Annotated in this window: 15 protein-coding genes; 12 read left to right on the top strand and 3 right to left on the bottom strand. The window is 70.8% G+C overall.

Features of this window, described 5'->3' with window-relative positions; translation table 11 throughout:
• The first annotated feature begins 23 nt into the window (after positions 1 to 23).
• Entirely contained in the window at positions 24 to 650 is a 627-nt protein-coding gene (locus ACZ7L4_RS10800) for a TetR/AcrR family transcriptional regulator (protein ID WP_472101998.1), read from the top strand.
• Between the two features lie 210 nt (positions 651 to 860).
• The gene (locus ACZ7L4_RS10795) at positions 861 to 2,486 is read left to right on the top strand and encodes an amidohydrolase (protein WP_472101384.1); all 1,626 of its coding nucleotides are present in this window, start codon (positions 861 to 863) and stop codon (positions 2,484 to 2,486) included.
• A 58-nt stretch (positions 2,487 to 2,544) separates the two neighbouring features.
• Here the strand turns inward: ACZ7L4_RS10795 and ACZ7L4_RS10790 are convergent, their stop codons facing one another.
• Positions 2,545 to 3,492 (bottom strand): multicopper oxidase domain-containing protein, encoded by a 948-nt coding sequence (locus ACZ7L4_RS10790; RefSeq protein ID WP_472101383.1) that lies wholly within the window; start codon positions 3,490 to 3,492, stop codon positions 2,545 to 2,547.
• Between the two features lie 257 nt (positions 3,493 to 3,749).
• Between ACZ7L4_RS10790 and ACZ7L4_RS10785 the strand changes: the two genes are divergently transcribed.
• On the top strand, positions 3,750 to 6,266 hold the full coding sequence (locus ACZ7L4_RS10785) for a ThuA domain-containing protein (RefSeq protein WP_472101382.1): 2,517 nt from the start codon (positions 3,750 to 3,752) through the stop codon (positions 6,264 to 6,266).
• Positions 6,266 to 8,470: an OmpL47-type beta-barrel domain-containing protein gene (locus ACZ7L4_RS10780; RefSeq protein WP_472101381.1), complete on the top strand. Its 2,205-nt coding sequence runs from the start codon at positions 6,266 to 6,268 to the stop codon at positions 8,468 to 8,470. Before ACZ7L4_RS10785 ends, ACZ7L4_RS10780 begins: the two co-directional genes overlap by 1 nt.
• Before the next feature lie 34 nt (positions 8,471 to 8,504).
• Here ACZ7L4_RS10780 and ligD read toward each other — a convergent pair whose 3' ends face one another.
• On the bottom strand, positions 8,505 to 9,554 hold the full coding sequence (gene ligD / locus ACZ7L4_RS10775; protein ID WP_472101380.1) for a non-homologous end-joining DNA ligase: 1,050 nt from the start codon (positions 9,552 to 9,554) through the stop codon (positions 8,505 to 8,507).
• Between the two features lie 73 nt (positions 9,555 to 9,627).
• Here ligD and ACZ7L4_RS10770 point away from each other — a divergent pair, with 73 nt between their 5' ends.
• Both ACZ7L4_RS10770 and ACZ7L4_RS10765 read left to right on the top strand, forming a co-directional pair.
• A complete protein-coding gene (locus ACZ7L4_RS10770) occupies positions 9,628 to 10,692 on the top strand; it encodes an ATP-dependent DNA ligase (RefSeq protein WP_472101379.1) in 1,065 nt (354 codons plus the stop codon).
• A gap of 50 nt (positions 10,693 to 10,742) precedes the next feature.
• On the top strand, positions 10,743 to 11,639 hold the full coding sequence (locus tag ACZ7L4_RS10765) for a DUF3048 domain-containing protein (protein ID WP_472101378.1): 897 nt from the start codon (positions 10,743 to 10,745) through the stop codon (positions 11,637 to 11,639).
• A 218-nt stretch (positions 11,640 to 11,857) separates the two neighbouring features.
• Here ACZ7L4_RS10765 and ACZ7L4_RS10760 read toward each other — a convergent pair whose 3' ends face one another.
• Positions 11,858 to 12,322 (bottom strand): MarR family winged helix-turn-helix transcriptional regulator, encoded by a 465-nt coding sequence (locus tag ACZ7L4_RS10760; protein WP_472101377.1) that lies wholly within the window; start codon positions 12,320 to 12,322, stop codon positions 11,858 to 11,860.
• A 203-nt stretch (positions 12,323 to 12,525) separates the two neighbouring features.
• Between ACZ7L4_RS10760 and ACZ7L4_RS10755 the strand changes: the two genes are divergently transcribed.
• From ACZ7L4_RS10755 to pcaB, 6 genes are read left to right on the top strand one after another with little or no spacing between them, the layout of a single operon-like run.
• Entirely contained in the window at positions 12,526 to 13,281 is a 756-nt protein-coding gene (locus ACZ7L4_RS10755; RefSeq protein WP_472101376.1) for a CoA transferase subunit A, read from the top strand.
• Between the two features lie 2 nt (positions 13,282 to 13,283).
• A complete protein-coding gene (locus tag ACZ7L4_RS10750) occupies positions 13,284 to 13,928 on the top strand; it encodes a CoA transferase subunit B (protein WP_472101375.1) in 645 nt (214 codons plus the stop codon).
• Positions 13,925 to 15,139, top strand: a complete 1,215-nt coding sequence (locus tag ACZ7L4_RS10745; protein ID WP_472101374.1) for a thiolase family protein — start codon at positions 13,925 to 13,927, stop codon at positions 15,137 to 15,139. The genes ACZ7L4_RS10750 and ACZ7L4_RS10745 overlap by 4 nt, the downstream gene beginning before the upstream one ends.
• A gap of 16 nt (positions 15,140 to 15,155) precedes the next feature.
• Positions 15,156 to 15,929 carry a protocatechuate 3,4-dioxygenase subunit beta gene (gene pcaH, locus ACZ7L4_RS10740; protein ID WP_472101373.1) on the top strand — a complete coding sequence of 258 codons (774 nt, stop codon included), beginning with the start codon at positions 15,156 to 15,158 and terminating at the stop codon, positions 15,927 to 15,929.
• A 6-nt stretch (positions 15,930 to 15,935) separates the two neighbouring features.
• Entirely contained in the window at positions 15,936 to 16,538 is a 603-nt protein-coding gene (gene pcaG, locus ACZ7L4_RS10735; RefSeq protein WP_472101372.1) for a protocatechuate 3,4-dioxygenase subunit alpha, read from the top strand.
• On the top strand, positions 16,535 to 17,851 hold the full coding sequence (pcaB, locus tag ACZ7L4_RS10730; protein WP_472101371.1) for a 3-carboxy-cis,cis-muconate cycloisomerase: 1,317 nt from the start codon (positions 16,535 to 16,537) through the stop codon (positions 17,849 to 17,851). Before pcaG ends, pcaB begins: the two co-directional genes overlap by 4 nt.
• The last annotated feature ends 193 nt before the right edge of the window (positions 17,852 to 18,044 follow it).

The raw sequence follows: 18,044 nt of genomic DNA, 5'->3' as shown, positions 1-18,044 counted from the left end.
GCACACTCAATAACGTGACAGGCATGTCGTCAAGCGTTGAGCGCAAGCGAATCCGAAAATCTCCGGCCGCCAGACGTGCGGAAATCGTTGCGAAGGCCGCCGAGATTGCGCTTTCCGAAGGTCTGGAGTGCATTACGCTGCGGCGCATCGGTGAGGATCTGGAGGTCCGTCCGGGGCTCGTGAGCCACTACTTCCCCTCGGCGGAGGAGCTGGTGGCGGAGGCGTTCGGGAGCGCGGCCAGCGGGGAGCTGGAGGCGCTGCTCCCCGAGGGCGGTGCGGACGCGTCCGCCACGGAGCGGCTCGCCGGGTTCCTCGCGCGGACGTCCGGTCCCGCGTGGGACGACATCAGCCGGTTGTGGATCAACGCGCGGCATCTGAGCCGGTATCGGGTCTCGCTGCGGGAGCGGGTCGAGGCGCAGGAGGCGGACTGGCGGGGGCGCCTCACGCAGCTCCTCACGGAGGGCGTCGAGCGGGGGGAGTTCCGGGCGGGGGATCCGGAGGTCGTGGCGATGCAGATTCTCGTCGTGCTGGATGGGCTGGGGGCGAATGCGGGCGCCGACGTGGGGGCATTGCCGGTCGGGGTTGCGCGGATGGCGTTTCGGGTCGCCGAGGGTCAACTGGGGCTTGCGGAGGGGACGTTGGATTCTTGAGCCGCGACGGGGTGGCGGTCGCGGGGCTCCGCCCCGGGCCCCGCGCCTCAATCGCCGGCGGGGCTTGATCTGCCGCGCCGTGCGTCGCCCGCAGGGCTTGATCAGGCGCACCTCGCGCCGACGGAACCTGATTGTCCGCGCCGTGGCTCGCCCGCAGGGCTTGATTGTCCGCACGGCTGAACCTTGTTGAACCTTTAGGAGAACCGCACCATGCACCACCCCGAGCTGATCCTTCTCGACGCCCGGTTCCTGGACCCGGTCGGCGGCGGAGCCGGCCCGCATACCGCGCTCGCCGCCACCGGTGGCGTTATCAGCGCGCTCGGTGACGACCGGGAGGTTCGGGCGCTCGCCGGGCCCGGCACCGTCGTCGTCGATCTCAAGGGGGCCGTCGTCACGCCCGGGCTCGTCGATGGGCACATGCATCCCGTGTCGGGTGCCGAGCTCACCGCCGGGGTCGATCTGTCGCGCTGCGAGAGCCTCGACGACGTACGGGCCGAGCTCGGGCGGGCGCGGGAGGCGCTCGCCGACGGCGCCTGGCTGCACGCCTGGGGGCTCGATCCGAACGTGTTCGGGGAGCGCGCCGTCGAGGCGGCCGCGCTGGAGCCCGTGCTCGACGGGATTCCCGCGCTGCTCCAACTCTTCGACGCGCACTCGATGTTGGCGAGCCCCCGCGCCCTCGAACTCGCCGGTGTCGACGGGCCGCGCACCTTCGACCAGGCAGCCGAGATCGTCTGCGACGCCGACGGGCGGCCCACCGGGCTGCTCCTGGAGGACGCCGCCTGCGAACTCGTCGAGCGGGCCGCGCCGCAGCCCACCCGCGCCGAGCGCCGCGAGCGGCTCGCGCGGACGATGCGGGAGATGGCCGCGAGCGGACTCACCGGCGGGCACGCCATGGACGCCAATGGGGACAGCCTTGAGCTGTACGAGGAGTTGGACGCGGCCGGGGAACTCGCCGTGCGGCTGCGGGTCGCGCCCTGGTGTCAGCCGGGCGCGGACGCCGATGCCGTGCGCGAGCTCGTCCAACTACAGGAACGGGGTGGCGAGTTGTGGTCCGTCGACGGCGTGAAGCTGTTCATGGACGGCACCATCGACAACGGCACCGCGTGGCTGGAGCGGCCCGACTGCCACGGCGAGTCGACGCACGCGTTCTGGCCGGACCCGGCCGCGTACACGGAGGTCATCGCCGCCCTGCACGGCGCGGGTGTGCCCACCGCGACGCACGCCATCGGGGACGCGGCGGTGCGGCACGCGCTCGACTCCGTGGCGAAGGCGCGGGCCGGGGCCCCCGGCGACGTACGGCATCGCGTCGAGCACATCGAGACGGTGCCGGACGACACGGTGCGGCGGTTCGCCGAGCTGGGGGTGATCGCGTCGATGCAGCCCACGCACTGCTGCGACTTCACGCGGGCCGACCACACCGACAACTGGTCGCGACGGCTCGGCGAGGAGCGGGCGAGGCGGGCCTGGCGCTGCCGTGACCTGTGGGACGCGGGGGCGACGGTGGTGCTCGGTTCGGACTGGCCGATCGCGCCGTACCCGCCGCTCGGTGTCATGGCCGGGGCGCGGCACCGTCGGCCGAGCCGGGATCTCGCGCTGCCGCCGCACGGGCCCGAGCAGGCCCTGACCGGCGTGGAGGCGCTTCGGGCGATGACCGTGAACGCCGCCCACGCCGCCGGTGAGGAGCGGAGCGCGGGGCGGATCGCGGTCGGTTTCCGGGCCGACCTCACGGCGTTCGCGGTGGATCCGGTCGCCGCGCCGGCGACCGAACTCCCCGACGTACCCGTGACGTTGACGGTGCTCGGCGGCCGGGTGACGCACCGGTCGACGGCGCTGTAGGGCGGTTCGACCGCCGTCGTCCTCCTCGTCGCGGGCGGCCTGATCCGTCAGAAGGGCCCTACGCGTGGTGCGGCGCGTCGTACGGCGGGATCGTTCCGTCCGCCTTCTTCACCAGGAACAGGCCGGCCATCCCCATGTCCGAGTGGCTCTGGACGTGGCAGTGGTACATCCACGCCCCGGCCCCGACCCCCTCCCCCGCGACGATCTGGAACCCGAACGAGTCGGCCGGGCCGCAGATCTTGTTGTCGAGGACCTGGGTCGGGTCGTCGGGGCCGGTGAGCATGCCCGTGCGATTGTCCGCCCAGCGGTGACCGTGCATGTGGAACGTGTGGTAGTACTCGCCGTGCGTGATCATCACGATCTCGACGCGATCGCCCACCGTGGCCTCGAAGTTGGGGGCCTCGTGGGCCGCCTTGTTGTTGATCGTCATGTCGTTGAAGACGATCGTGAACGTCTTGCCGGGGTCGGGCAGGATGTCGCCCTTGCGGCGCACGATCACCGGGCCGTACAGGCCCTTCCTGATCCCGCCCGTGCCATGGTCCGTGCCGACGACGTGGTCGTGGTAGTGCCAGTAGCCCGCGGTCCCGGCCCGCCACGTGCCGTCCTTGCGGCGGCCGGGCGCATGCGTGCGCCAGGTGTAGGTGCGGGTGCCGCCGGGCTCGACGTGGCTGCGGTTCATCCGCGTACCGTCGCTGGAGATCTCGTAGTCCATGCCGTGTACGTGCAGGCTCGCGTCGGCATCCGTGAGGTTGTGGAACTCGATGTGCAGCGTGTCGCCCTCGTTGAGCTCGATCAACGGGCCGGGGATGGACGCCTTGCCCTTCTCGAAGCCGTAGCCGAGTTGGCCGTCCGCGAGCTTCTCCGCGTACATGGTGAGTCGTTTGGTCTCGCCGCCCGCGGGCGCGGTGCGCGGCGGAGTGTCCGCCCCGGCCGCCGGTCCCGCCGACGCCCCGATGGACAACGATGTCACACCGGCCGTGGCGGCCACGGCGCCACCAATCATCATGCGTCGGCTCAGCGCGCGCCTTTCCTGTTCACTCGCCCGTGTCGAATCGTCGCGAGGTCTGTCGTGCTCGGTCACGGCCAACTCCCCACCCTCGTACGGACTTTCACGTCGCGCAGGGCACCGTAACCACATGATCTTCGTTTATCCACACTCAGGACAAAGTTTGCGTCATACCGGCCATACCTCTTGGCGGGCCACGAAAAGAGGTCTAGCTTCCACCGCGCCGTTGCTGTGTCCGACGAGGGGTGGGTGAACACATGCGTCGTTCGACGCATCAAATGCCGTTACCCGTACGAGAGTTCAGAGCGAGCCGAAGCAGACGTGCACGCGTCTGGGCGGTCGGGGTCGCCGCGGTGACCGTGGCCGCCGGGCTGCTGAGCGGGCCGACCGCCAGCGCGCACCCGGCACCGGAACCATCGCCGACAACGATGTCCGTCAAGTCGCCGCCCGGCGGCGCGAACGTCCGGGTCCTGGTGTTCTACGGGTCCGCGGCCGCCGGCGACGAGTCGCCCACGGTCGACGCGGCCATCGAGGCGATCGAGAAGATCGGCCGGTCCGGGCCCGAGGCCCAGCAGTTCACGATCACGGCGACCGACGACGCCTCCGTGTTCACGAACGCCACCAAGTTGGGCAGGTTCAATTCGGTCGCCTTCCTGACCGGCGGGGGCGACGTCCTCGACCCCGACCAGGAGGCCGGCCTCGAGGCGTACATGGAGGCGGGCGGCGGCTTCGTCGGCATCCATGACGCGGCCCGCGCCGAGCCGTACTCGGACTGGTTCACCGGTCTGATCGGGGCCCGGCCCGCCGCATCGTCGCCAACAACCGTACAGCGCGCGACGGTTGAGGTCGGCGACCGGCAGAACCCGGCGACGAAGGATCTGCCCGTGCGGTGGAAGCGGGCCGACCAGTGGCTGAACTGGGCGGCCAACCCGTCCGGCGACGTGCACACGCTCGCGCGGGTCAACGAGACCACGTACAAGCCGGGCGGTGGCGCCAACAGCGGTGACCACCCGGTGAGTTGGTGTCGTGACTACGACGGCGGCCGGTCCTTCTACACCGGGATGGGCGGCACCGTCTCCTCGTACGACGAGGTGGACTTCCGCGACCATCTGCGCGGGGCGCTGCTGTGGACGACACGCATCGTGCGCGCCGACTGCAAGGCCGCGATCAACGCCAACTACAAGGCGGAGCGGCTGACCCAGGCCAATCAGCCGGGCCAGAACGACCAGATCGGCGAGCCGCACGGGCTCGTCACCGCCCCCGACGGGCGCGTGCTCTACATCGGGCGCGGCGGCGCGGACGCCTCCCAGCCGGTGGTGACCGACTGGAACGACCCGAACGTCGGCAAGGGCAAGGGCCAGATCCACGTCTACGACCCGAAGACCAAGAAGGTCACTCTCGCAGGGGAGTTGAGCATCTTCGGCAACAAGGGCGGCGGGGACGAGCTGGTCAAGGTCGAGGAGGGGCTGCTCGGCATCGAGCTGGACCCGGGGTTCGAGCAGAACGGGTATGTGTATCTGCACTACACGCCGCACTCGGGCCTCGACCGCGACAAGCAGATGGCCGAGCGGCGGGTCTCCCGCTTCACGCTCGACCTGGCCACGAACAAGCTGGACCTGAGCAGCGAGAAGGTGCTGCTCAAGTGGCCGGTACAGGTGCACAGTTGCTGCCACGCCGGCGGCGGGATGGCCTGGGACTCCAAGGGCAACCTGTACATCGCGACCGGTGACAACAACTCGTCCGGCTTCAGCGACGGCTACTCGGGCAACAACCCGCAGCCGAACTACAAGGGCGTCTCGTTCGCCGACGCGCGCCGCACCGCCGGCAACACCAACAACCTCAACGGCAAGATCCTGCGCATCCACCCGGAGGCCGACGGCACGTACACCCTGCCGGAGGGCAATCTCTTCACCGGCAAGGAGACGGCCGAGGGCGGCGGCAAGACGCGCGGCGAGATCTATGTGATGGGTGTCAGGAACCCGGCGCGCATCTCCGTCGACAAGAAGACCGACACCTTGTACGCGGGGTGGGTCGGCCCGGACGCCGGTGAGCCGTCGACGACCTGGGGCCCGGCCAAGTACGACCAGTTCGCCGTCATCACCAAGGCGAGCAACCGCGGTTGGCCGTACTGCATGGGCAACAAGCAGCCCTACCGCGACCGCAATCTGCCGGACCCGACGAAACCGCTGGGCTGGTACGACTGCGACCACCCGAAGAACGAGTCGCCGAACAACGACGGCCTCGTCAACCTGCCGCCGGTCACCGGCAACAACATCTGGTACTCGCCGCAGGGCGGCGCCCCGGACTATCCGCGCGACGCCAATGGCGTGCCCTCGTACAAGAAGGAGGAGGCCACGTACCTGCTGCCGTGGCTCAAGGGCGGCGGCCAGGCCGCGATGGACGGGCCCGTCTACCGCTACGACGCGTCGATCCCGAACGCGGACAAGTGGCCGAGCTACTGGGACGGCAAGTGGTTCGTCGGTGACTTCTACGACGACGGCCAGCCGCGCAACGCGGTTCTCACCGACCCGAAGACGCACGGCGACGGATCGCTCCCGGTCCACTCGGAGTCGCTGAAGAAGATCGTTCCGATCGGCAACGACGGCATCAAGAACCTCATGGACTGGAAGTTCGGTCCCGACGGTGCGCTGTACGTCCTCGACTACGGGCGCGGCTTCTTCACCTCCGACTCCAAGTCGGCGCTGTGGAAGGTCACGTACACCGGCGGCGGGGCGACCCCGGCGGCCGATCAGCTGGCCAGGAAGGCGCAGTGATGAAGGTGACCCAGCGCAACCGAAGACTGTGGACGGCGCTGCTCGCCGTCCTGCTGATGTGCCTCGGGCTCAGCGGCACCACGACGGCGTACAGCCAGGCGGAGCCGGCCGCGGCCGAGCAGACGCTGACCTGGACGGCCGGCGACGACATCACGAAGTACACGTCGGCGCCTCAGACGGCGGTCGCAGGCAAGGCGACCATCGTCTTCGAGAACAGCACGGCGACCGGCAACACCACAGGGATGCCGCACACGTTGACGTTCGACGTGTCGGACCCCGAGTACAACAACGACGTACCGCTGAACATCCTGGCCAACCCGAACGACGACCAGGGCGGCAAGCACACGGCCGAGGTCACCCTCTCCCCCGGCAAGTACCGCTATCACTGCACAATCCCCGGACACACCAGCATGACGGGGATCCTGGTGGTGACGGACGGTGGCGGCGGTGACGACACGACCGCGCCGGAGACCTCGGCGAAGGCCGAGGGTCAGACCAACGCCGACGGCGCGTTCGTCGGGTCCGCGTCCGTCTCGGTCACCGCGACCGACGCGGGTTCGGGCATCGACAAGATCGAGTACGCGCTCGACGGCGGCGCGTACACGCCGTACACGGCGCCGGTGGTCGTCGACCAGGTCGGCGCGCACACCGTGAAGTACAAGGCGACCGACAAGGCGGGCAACGCCGCCGCCGAGAAGTCCCTTGCCTTCACGGTGGTCGCACCGCCGACGGACGACAAGACGCCGCCGGAGACCTCGGCGACGGTGACCGGTGACAAGGACGACGCCGGTGCGTACATCGGCATGGCCACGGTGACGGTCTCCGCTTCGGACACCGGCTCCGGGGTCAACACCATCGAGTACGCGGTCGGCGCCGACGGCGCCTGGCAGCCGTACACCGCCCCGGTGATGTTCCACGACCCGGGCACCTACACGGTGCGCTACCGGGCCGCGGACAAGGCGGGCAACGCAGCCGCCGAGAAGTCCGTAGACTTCAAGGTCGTGGCGCCGCCCGTCCAGGACACGACGCCTCCGACGGTGTCGCTGGCGGTCGGCGGGGACAAGAACTCCGACGGCGCGTACATCAACAACGCGAAGCTGACGGTGACGGCGACCGACGACATGTCGGGCGTCGACAAGGTCGAGTACTCGCTCGACGGCGGCCCCTATCTCGCGTACACCGCTCCCGTGGTGGTGGACCGGGTCGGCGCCCACTCCGTGGCGTACCGGGCGAGCGACAAGGCGGGCAATACCGCCGCGGCGCAGACCTTCGTGTTCGCGGTGGCCTCCGGCGGCGGCGTTCCGGCGCCCAACTGCCCGGAGCTGGACGAGCGTTCCACGGTCTTCGTCGGTACGACGGACACCGGCATCCCGAACCGGGTCACCAACAACCGTTGCCGCATCGGCGAGTTGATCGAGGACGAGAAGGAGTGGACGTCGCACGCGCTGTTCGTCAAGCACGTGAAGACGGTCACCGACAAGCTCCTCAAGGAAGGCGTCGTCGACCAGCGCGAGTACAACAAGATCAACAAGGCGGCGCGGCAGTCCCCGATCGGCACGCCGGGCCAGACGGACGGCTACAAGCAGATCATGGACGGCTCGCCGGAGCAGTTCGCCAAGTGGGAGCAGGTCGGCGGCGGCAAGTTCGGGCTGAACGCCGACGGTTCGATCACCAGCAGCACGTCCGTGGACGGCATGGGCATGCTGTGGTTCCCGCAGCGCAAGTACGGCGACTACTCGCTGAAGCTGCAGTGGCGTGACGACGCGCCGGGCACGGGCAACGCCAACGGCGGTGTGTTCGTGCGGTTCCCGTGGGTGCACGACAACCCCGAGGAGCGGAACCCGGAGTGGGTCGCCATCAAGTACGGGCACGAGATCCAGGTGCTCGACAAGCCCGATGGGGACATGTACAAGACCGGTTCGGTCTACGGCTTCGACCGGGTCGGGCTCGCGGGCGCGGGCGTCACCCAGAAGGGCACGTGGAACGACTACGAGATCAAGGTGGTGGACCAGCACTTCTCGGTCTACCGCAACGGTGTGCTGATCAACGAGTTCGACAACACCGGTGGCCAGGTCTTCGAGCCCTCGCGGGGCGACGACCCGGGCACGGACGGCCGGCGTTACTCCGAGGGGTACATCGGGCTCCAGGTGCACAGCACCACGGACGTCATCTCGTACCGGGACATCCGTGTGAAGGAGCTGTAGGTCTCCCTGAAGGAGCTGCAAGTCTGCCTGTGTGTCAGTGAGTCGAGCCGGGTCCGTCCTCGTGTCGGGCCCGGCTCGGCTGCACCCGCTTGGGCTCGCCCGGCATCTTCGGGTACTCGGGCGGGTACGGCATGTCGCCGAGGCCGCGGTCCTTCTCGTCGCGGTCGGCCTGCTCCAGGAGGGCGTCCAGGGAGAACCGCTCCTTGTCCATGTCGGCGTGCACGTCGCCGAGTTCGGCGTACCGCTTCGGCATGGTGACGATGTCGAAGTCACGCGGCAGCGCGTCGCCCACCTCGTCCCAGGCGAGCGGGGCGGACACGGGCGCGTGCGGGCGGGCGCGCACCGAGTACGCGGAGGCGATGGTGCGGTCGCGGGCCGTCTGGTTGAAGTCGACGAAGATGCGCTCGCCCCGCTCCTCCTTCCACCAGGCCGTCGTCACGAACTCCGGCATGCGGCGCTCCAGTTCGCGGCCGCAGGCGATGGCGGCGCGGCGCACCTCGGTGAACGTCCAGCGCGGCTCGATGGGCACGAACACGTGCAGTCCGCGTCCGCCGGAGGTCTTCGGCCAGCCGACCAGACCGCCGAAGTCGTGCAGCACGGCGCGCAGTTCGCGCGCGGCGTGCACCGCGTCGGCGTAGTCGGTGCCGGGCTGCGGGTCGAGGTCGATGCGCAGCTCGTCGGGGTGGTCGGGGTCGTCGCGGCGCACCGGCCAGGGGTGGAAGGTGAGGGTGCCGTACTGGGCGGCCCAGATCACCGCGGCGACCTCGGTGGGGCACATCTCGTCGGCCGTCCGGCCCGAGGGGAAGGTGATCGTGGCCGTGGGGATCCAGTCGGGCAGGTTCTTCGGCGCGCGCTTCTGGTAGAAGGACTCGCCGGTCACACCCTCGGGGTAGCGCTCCAGGGTGGTGGGCCGGTCGCGCAGGGCGCGCACGATGCCGTCGCCGACCGCGAGGAAGTAGTTCGCGAGGTCGAGCTTGGTGTACGTCACCGTCCCGCCGTCGGGGAAGAACACCTTGTCGGGGCTGGACAGACGCACCGTCCGACCGCCCGCTTCCAGTTCCACTGCCGCACCCTTGCCGCCCATGCGCTCACGCTAGGCCGAAAGGACGTAAACCGCATACCGGGCGATTCGGCACCGTAGAGGCCAGAATCGGACCATGGATCTCCCCGTGATGCCGCCGGTGAAGCCGATGCTCGCCAAGTCCGCCGCCAAGATCCCCGCCGGGATGCACTACGAGGCGAAGTGGGACGGCTTCCGGGCGATCGTGTTCCGCGACGGCCCGGAGATCGAGCTCACGAGCCGCACCACCAAGTCGCTGACCAGGTACTTTCCGGAGCTGGTCGCGGCGCTCGCCGAGCGGCTCCCGGAGCGCTGCGTGCTCGACGGGGAGATCGTGATCGCCCGCGACGGGCGGCTCGACTTCGACGCGCTCACCGAGCGGATCCACCCCGCGGCCTCCCGCGTGAACACCCTTGCCGAGCGCACGCCCGCCTCCTTCGTCGCCTTCGACGTCCTGGCGCTCGGCTCCGAGTCCACGGTCGAGCTGCCGCTGTCCGACCGCAGACCGCTCCTGGAACAGGCCCTCGGGGGCGCGAGGGCCCCGCTCCACCTGGCGCCCGCCACGACCGACGCCGAGCTGGCGCAGCAGTGGTTCGAGCAGTACGAGGGCGCCGGCCTGGACGGCGTAGTCGCCAAGCCGCTCACGCTGCGCTACCGGCAGGACGAGCGCGTCATGCTCAAGATCAAGCACGAGCGGACGGCGGACTGCGTGGTCGCCGGCTACCGCTTCCACAAGAGCGGCCCGGTCGTCGGCTCCCTCCTGCTCGGCCTGTACGACGACGAGGGCGCTCTGCAGCACGTCGGGGTCTGCGCGGCCTTCACGATGAAGCGCCGCACGGAGCTGGTGGCCGAGCTGGAACCGCTGCGCATGGAGCTGCCCGCCGAGGGCCACCCCTGGGCGGCCTGGACCGACGAGGCGGCGCACGAGAGCCGGCGGATGCCGGGCGCGACCAGCCGCTGGACCGGAAAGAAGGACCTCTCCTGGATCCCGCTGCGCCCCGAGCTGGTGGCCGAGGTGGCCTACGAGCACATGGAGAACGGCGCCCGCTTCCGGCACACGGCCCGATTCCGCCGCTGGCGCCCCGACCGGACACCGGACAGCTGTACGTACGCGCAGCTGGAGGAACCGGTGACGTTCGACCTGGCGGACGTGCTGCGCTGAGCGCGGAGTGAACGCCGTGCGCCCGTGGGTATCCAAGGTGCGTGGACGATATGCGCAGGCGCACGGTCGTGGTCGGGGCTCTCGGGGTGTTCGCCTCGGCGTGCACGGCGAGCAGGCTGCCCGGGGGTGGGAGTTCGGCGGCGGGGCGCGCCCCGCTGCTCGCCGTGAAGATCGACAACGTGGGGGCGGCGCGGCCCCAGACGGGGCTCGACGAGGCCGACCTCGTGTACGTGGAGCAGGTCGAGGCCGGGCTGAGCCGGCTGATGGCGGTGTTCGGCTCGCGGCTGCCCGCGGTGGTCGGACCGGTGCGCAGCGCCCGCGAGACCGACCTCGAACTGCTCCGCCAGTTCGACCGCCCGACGCTCGCGTACTCGGGGGCGCAGAGTGCGCTGCGGCCCGCCATCGACGCGGCGCCGCTGCGGGCGGTGCCGCCGGGCAAGGGCGGCGCGGCGTACTTCCGCGGCTCGGACAAGCCGGCGCCGCACAACCTGTATCTGCGACCCGCGAAGCTGGGCGATCCCGCGGCGGGGGTACGAGCGGGTGAGGCGGCCGGGTTTGAGTTCGCCGAGCGCGCGCCCAAGGGTGGACGGGCCACGACGGAGCACACGGTGCGCTTTCCTGCGGCGCGCTTCACGTTCAACTGGTCGGCCACGGACGGCCGTTGGCTCGTCGCCATGGACGGGCGCGCCGCGACGACCGCCTCCGGCGAACGCCTCGCCGTGCCGACGGTCGTCGTCCAGTACGTCGACGTCCAGCCGTCCCGCTTCCACGATCGTTCGGGCAACGTGTCGCCGCTGTCGCGCACGGTCGGCGACGGCGAGGCGGTGGTCCTCCGGGGTGGCCGGGCCCACGATGCGACGTGGCGCCGCCCGGCCCCCACGTCCGGCACGACCTTCAGCGTGCCGCTGGCCCCGGGCCCCGTGTGGGTCCTCCTGACCGAACGCTAGAGCCCACCCGTGCTCGACGCCTCGGGGCTCCGCCCCGGCCCCCGCTGCTCAATCGCCGCAGGGGCTTGAAATACCCACTCCCCGCCGCCGCGCTTGATCCATCACGCCTCACCCGTCGGCGGCGATGGACCAATCAAGCCCCGCCGGCGATTGAGGCGCGGGGTCCGGGGCGGAGCCCCGTGGCGTCAACGCCGGCTGGGCGGAAACGGCGGACGGACCTACGCCTCCACCGCAACCACCCCACCCGGATGCCGAAGGCCCTCCGCCTCGGCGCACACCCGCTGGATCAGGTCGAAGAACACCCCCCGCTCATCCGCATTCAGCGGCGCCAGGAAGATCTGGTTCATCCGCGCCGTCCGCACCGCCAGCTTCTTGTGCGTGCGCAGCCCCCCGGGCGTGAGGCGGAGCAACCAGCGGCGCCCGTCCTGCGGGTCCCGGACCTTGTCGACCAGCTCACGCCGCGTGAGCCGGGTGATCACCTCGGCGATCGTCGAGCGGTCGAGCCCGACCCGCTCCCCCACCGTCCGCTGATCGAGCCCCGGCTCCGCCACCAGCGCGTTGAGGACCGCGAACTGCGGCGACGTGATCTCCTCGGAGACCATCGTGTTCCACAGCAGATAATGCGCCTGCTGGAGCCGCCGGGCGAGGTGCCCGGGATGGGTGGTCAGATCCACCGCGGCCATGGCGGTCCTCCGTCTGCAGTCGTTGCGCCGCTGAACACGGCCGTGCACTGAGCAAGGATCCGGCAACCCAGGTCCGCTTGTCGAGTCCACCCCCGCATTTTCCTGGGAACTATTGACGGTTCACACACCCAGTGGCAACGTGAGCGGCACCCCAAAAAATACTCAGTGCGCTGAGCACTTCGCGGAGATGAGGGCTGGCAGGGATGGACAAGGTTGTCGCCACAGCCGCACAGGCCGTCGCCGACGTGGGCGACGGTGCGTCGCTCGCGGTCGGCGGGTTCGGCTTGAGCGGCGTACCGAACGTGTTGATCAAGGCGCTGTACGAGCAGGGCACCGGGAACCTGTCGGTGGTGTCGAACAACTGCGGCGCCATGGACTCCGGCCTCGCCGTCCTGCTCACCGCGGGGCGGATCGCCCGCGTCACGGGCTCGTACATCGGCGCGAACAAGGAGTTCGCCCGGCAGTACCTGGCCGGCGAGATCGAGGTCGAGATGATCCCGCAGGGCACGCTCGCCGAGCGGCTGCGCTCGGGCGGCGCCGGCATCCCCGCCTTCTACACCCCGGCCGGCGTCGGCACCCAGGTCGCCGACGGCGGACTCCCCTGGCGCTACGACGGCAGCGGCGGGGTCGCGAAGGCCTCACCGCCCAAGGAGGTCCGCGAGTTCGACGGCGTCGAGTACGTCCTGGAGCGCGGCATCCGCACCGACTTCGCGCTCGTCCGCGCCGCCAAGGGCGACCGGCACGGCAACCTGGTCTTCAACAAGTCCACGCGGAACTTCAACCCCCTTGCGGCGCAGGCCGGACGGATCACCATCGCCGAGGTCGAGGAGCTGGTGGAGCCGGGCGAGATCGAGCCCGACGCCGTGCACCTGCCGGGCATCTTCGTGCAGCGCGTCATCGCGCTCACCCCCGAGCAGACCGCCGACAAGGGAATCGAGAAGCGGACGGTGAGTGAGTAACCATGTCCTGGACCCGTGAGGAAATGGCCGCCCGCGCCGCCCGCGAGCTGCGCGACGGTCAGTACGTGAACCTCGGCATCGGCCTGCCGACGCTGATCCCCAACTACCTCGGCGGCGACGTGGAGGTGATCCTGGAGTCCGAGAACGGCATCCTGGGCACCGGCCCGTACCCCACCGACGACGCCGTCGACCCCGACCTGATCAACGCGGGCAAGGAGACGGTCACCGTCCTGCCCGGCGCCTCGTTCTTCGACTCCGCGCTCTCCTTCGGGATGATCCGCGGCGGACACATCGACGTCGCCGTCCTCGGCGCCATGCAGGTGTCCGCGACCGGCGACCTCGCCAACTGGGCCGTGCCCGGCAAGATGATCACCGGCATCGGCGGCGCCATGGACCTCGTGCACGGCGCCCGCACCGTCCTGGTCACCATGACGCACACCGCGAAGGACGGCTCCCCGAAGATCGTCGAGGAGTGCTCCCTTCCGCTGACCGGCAAGGGCTGCGTCGACCGGATCATCACCGACCTCGCCGTGCTCGACGTGACCGAGGACGGCCTGGAGCTCGTCGAGCTCGCGCCCGGCGTCACCGCCGAGGAGATCGTCGAGAAGACCGCCGCCAAGGTACGCATCCCGGAGGCAGCCAAGTGAGCCGCACCGTCAAGGACGTCTACATCGTCGACGCCGTCCGCAGCCCCATCGGCCGCTACAACGGCGCCCTCGCGGCCGTCCGCCCGGACGACCTCGCAGCGCACGCGATCCGTGAACTGGTCGCCCGTACACCCCAGTTGGACCCGTCCCGCATCGAGGACGTGTACTTCGGCAACGCGAACGGCGCGGGCGAGGAGAACCGCAACGTCGCCCGCATGGCGGGCCTGCTCGCCGGGCTGCCGACCTCCGTGCCGGGTGTCACCGTGAACCGCCTGTGCGCCTCCGGTCTGGAGGCCGTGATCCAGGCGGCCCGCGCCATCGCCGTCGGCGACGCGTCCATCGCCGTGGCCGGTGGCGTCGAGTCGATGACCCGCGCCCCCTACGTACTGCCGAAGAACGACAAGCCGTTCCCGGCCACCAACACCACGATGTACTCCACCACTCTGGGCTGGCGCATGGTCAACCCGAAGATGGAGCCGCAGTGGACGGTGTCGCTCGGCGAGTCGGCCGAGCTGATCGCCGACAAGCACGGCATCACGCGCGAGCAGCAGGACGAGTTCGCGCTCGCCAGCCACCAGAAGGCCGCCGCCGCGCAGAAGAACGGCCTCTTCGACGCCGAACTCGCACCGGTCACGATCCCGCAGCGCAAGGGCGACCCGGCCGTCGTCTCCGCGGACGAGTCCGTGCGCGCGACCACCACTCTCGAGGCGATGGCCAAGCTCAAGCCGTCCTTCCGCAAGGACGGCGGCACGGTCACGGCCGGCAACGCCTCGCCGCTCAACGACGGCGCCGCCGCGCTGCTTCTCGTCGACGAGGAGGGCCTGAAGGCCACCGGGCGCGAGCCGCTCGCCCGGATCTCCGCGACCGGGGTCTCCGCGATCGACCCGCACTACTTCGGGCTCGCCCCCGTCGAGGCGACGAACCGGGCGCTCGCCAAGGCGGGCAAGGGGTTCGACGACCTGTCGACCCTGGAGCTGAACGAGGCGTTCGCCGCGCAGGTCCTCGGCTGCGTCGCCGAATGGCCCGAGTTCGACCCGGCGGTCCTCAACCCGCAGGGCGGCGCCATCGCGCTCGGCCACCCGCTCGGCGCGTCCGGCGCCCGGCTCGCCGGCACCGTCGCCCACCAGCTCGCCCGCAAGGGCTCCGGCGTCGGCGTCGCCACGCTCTGCATCGGCGTGGGCCAGGGCCTCGCCCTCGTCCTGGAACGTTAGGAAGGACCGGCCCACCATGGCTCTCACCCAGCACGACATCGACGCCGAGATCGCCGCCAGGCGCGAGGCCTACTACAAGGGTCTCGCCGAGGGCGCGCCCGTCGAGCACCACCCGCGGCGCGACTACGCCCCGTACCGCTCCTCCACGTTCCGGCACCCCAAGCAGCCGCCGATCAACATCGACGTCGCCAAGGACCCGGAGCTGATCGAGCTGACCGCACCCGCCTTCGGCGAGCGCGACATCACGAAGATCGACAACGATCTGACGATCCAGCACCCGGGCAAGCCCATCGGCGAGCGCATCACCGTCGAGGGCCGGCTCGTCGACCGCGACGGGCGGCCGCTGCGCGGCCAGCTCATCGAGCTGTGGCAGGCCAACTCCGCCGGACGCTACGCGCACAAGATCGAGGTGCACGACGCGCCGCTCGACCCGAACTTCACGGGCGTCGGCCGCACGCTCACCGACGACGACGGCTGGTACAAGTTCACGACCATCCAGCCGGGTCCGTACCCGTGGGCGCAGCACACCAACGCCTGGCGCCCCGCGCACATCCACTTCTCCGTCTTCGGCTCCGCGTTCACCCAGCGTCTGGTGACGCAGATGTACTTCCCGAACGACCCGCTGTTCCCGTACGACCCGATCCTCCAGTCCGTGACCGACGACGCGGCGCGGCAGCGCCTGATCGCCACGTACGTGCACGAGAAGTCGGTTCCGGAGTTCTCGATGGGCTACCAGTGGGACATCGTCCTCGACGGCCCGAACGCCACCTGGATGGAAGAAGGGCGCTGACCAGCGATGACAAAGATCGACATCAACAACCCCGAGACCGTGCGGCCGACGCCTTCGCACACGGTCGGACCCTGGTACGGCTACGCGCTGCCCTTCGAGGGCGGCGGTGACATCGCGCCCGTCGGCCACCCGGACACGGTCGCCGTGCACGGCTACGTGTACGACGGCAACGGCGACCCGGTCCCCGACGCCTTCGTCGAGATCTGGGGCGCGGACCCCGAGGGCAACGCCTCGACCATCGACGGCTCGATGCGCCGCGAGCCGTTCACCGGCGGCTACCTGGGCCGCAACGGCGTGGAGTTCACCGGCTGGGGCCGCATCGAGACGGACGCCAACGGCCACTGGGCCGTACGCACGCTGCGCCCCGGCGCGCGGGGCGGCTCGGCGCCGTACCTCGCCGTGGTGATCTTCTCCCGCGGTCTGCTGCACCACCTGTACACGCGGATCTACTTCGCGGGCGACGAGGCCCTGGCGACGGACCCGGTGCTCCAGCAGGTCGACGCCGAGCGGCGCGACACGCTGATCGCACAGCCGGAGGCCAACGGCACGTACCGTTTCGACATCCGCCTTCAGGGCGAGGGCGAGACGGTCTTCCTGGAGTTCACGTGACGTTGTTCGACCCCGGCAGCGAGGGCGCGCCCACCGAGCGCACCACGTCCGAAGAGGCCTTCCTGCAGGCCCTGTTGGACGCGGAGGCGGGCCTGACACGGGCACAGTCCTCGCTCGGCCTCGCGCCCGCCGGCGCCGGTGAGGCCGTCACGGCGGCGGCCGTCGCCGAGCGATTCGACGTGCGGGACCTCGCGCGTCGCGCGCGCGGTGGCGGCAATCCGGTGATCCCGCTGGTCGCGGACCTCACGGCCGCGGTGCCCGCCGAGTACGGCCCGTACGTGCACCGGGGCGCCACGAGCCAGGACATCCTGGACTCGGCGCTGATGCTGGTCGCGGCGCGGACGCTGAATGTCCTCCTCGGCGAACTCTCCGGCGCGGAGGGCGCGTTGGCGGGCCTCGCGCGGGAGCACCGGGACACGGTGATGCCGGGTCGTACGCTCACGCAGCACGCCGTGCCGACGACGTTCGGCCTCAAGGCGGCGGGGTGGCGCTCTCTGGTGCTCGACGCGCGGGACCGCCTGCGGGGCGTGCGTGCGGCGCTGCCGGTTCAACTGGGCGGTGCGGCGGGCACGTTGGCGGCGTTCCAGGCGTACGGGGCGGATGACCCGCTCGCCCTGGTGGCGGCGTACGCGCGTGAACTCGGGCTCGTAGAACCGGAGTTGCCGTGGCATGTGCTGCGGTCGCCGGTGGCGGATCTCGCGGGGGCGCTGGCCTTCGCGGCGGGGGCGCTCGGCAAGATTGCGGCGGATGTTCTGGTCCTCTCCCGTACGGAGGTCGGCGAGCTGGCCGAGGGTGCGGGGGGCGGTTCCTCCGCGATGCCGCACAAGGCCAATCCGGTCCGGTCCACGCTCGTCGCCGCGGCGGCGCGGCGGGCTCCCGCGCTCGCGGCGACGCTGTACGCGTCCGTGGCCGCGGAGGACGAGCGGCCCGCGGGGGCGTGGCATGCCGAATGGGGCACGTTGCGGGAGCTGTTGCGGGTGGTCGGTGGGGCGGCGCGGGACGCCTCCGAGCTGGTCGACGGCCTGGTCGTACGGGCGGATGTGATGCACGCCCACCTGTCGACGACCGGTGGGGCGATCGTCTCGGAGCGGCTGTCCGCGGAGTTGGCCGGGGTGCTCGGGCGCGGGCCGGCGAAGGAGCTTCTGGCGGGTGCGTCGCGGCGGGCCCGGGAGGAGTCCCGGGCCCTGGCGGATGTCCTCGCGGACGAGCCGGCGCTCAAGGACGTCGGCGTGAACGTGGCCGAGCTGACGGATCCGTCGCGGTATGTCGGGGCGGCGGGTGCGTTGGTGGACCGGGCGCTGACGCGCCCATGACGTTCCCCCACCCCGCCCCTTCCCGAAATCCCTGCGGGCGCCTGCCAGGGGGCGGGGGTAGGGCGGACCCACCGCACTCGCCCGGAGGCCCCACCACCCCGGCGTTGCGCTCGCGCAGTTCCCCGCGCCCCTAAAAGGGGCGCGGGGAACTGCGCGCCCAGCCGCGCACGACCGACACCCGACCACCACCGAA

It is taken from the genome of Streptomyces sp. NPDC107575 (assembly GCF_055657265.1).
Note: the sequence above shows the minus strand (reverse complement) of the source record. Positions and strands in the feature narration are given on the sequence as shown.

Coding starts and splice junctions, on each gene's coding strand:
- ligD (WP_472101380.1), bottom strand. CDS start 9,554: ATGGGCGGCAAGGGTGCGGCAGTGGAACTGGAAGCGGGCGGTCGGACG.
- ACZ7L4_RS10760 (WP_472101377.1), bottom strand. CDS start 12,322: ATGGCCGCGGTGGATCTGACCACCCATCCCGGGCACCTCGCCCGGCGG.
- pcaG (WP_472101372.1), top strand. CDS start 15,936: ATGACAAAGATCGACATCAACAACCCCGAGACCGTGCGGCCGACGCCT.
- ACZ7L4_RS10790 (WP_472101383.1), bottom strand. CDS start 3,492: ATGATGATTGGTGGCGCCGTGGCCGCCACGGCCGGTGTGACATCGTTG.
- ACZ7L4_RS10795 (WP_472101384.1), top strand. CDS start 861: ATGCACCACCCCGAGCTGATCCTTCTCGACGCCCGGTTCCTGGACCCG.
- ACZ7L4_RS10755 (WP_472101376.1), top strand. CDS start 12,526: ATGGACAAGGTTGTCGCCACAGCCGCACAGGCCGTCGCCGACGTGGGC.
- ACZ7L4_RS10770 (WP_472101379.1), top strand. CDS start 9,628: ATGGATCTCCCCGTGATGCCGCCGGTGAAGCCGATGCTCGCCAAGTCC.
- ACZ7L4_RS10785 (WP_472101382.1), top strand. CDS start 3,750: ATGCGTCGTTCGACGCATCAAATGCCGTTACCCGTACGAGAGTTCAGA.
- pcaH (WP_472101373.1), top strand. CDS start 15,156: ATGGCTCTCACCCAGCACGACATCGACGCCGAGATCGCCGCCAGGCGC.
- ACZ7L4_RS10800 (WP_472101998.1), top strand. CDS start 24: ATGTCGTCAAGCGTTGAGCGCAAGCGAATCCGAAAATCTCCGGCCGCC.
- ACZ7L4_RS10765 (WP_472101378.1), top strand. CDS start 10,743: ATGCGCAGGCGCACGGTCGTGGTCGGGGCTCTCGGGGTGTTCGCCTCG.
- ACZ7L4_RS10750 (WP_472101375.1), top strand. CDS start 13,284: ATGTCCTGGACCCGTGAGGAAATGGCCGCCCGCGCCGCCCGCGAGCTG.
- ACZ7L4_RS10780 (WP_472101381.1), top strand. CDS start 6,266: ATGAAGGTGACCCAGCGCAACCGAAGACTGTGGACGGCGCTGCTCGCC.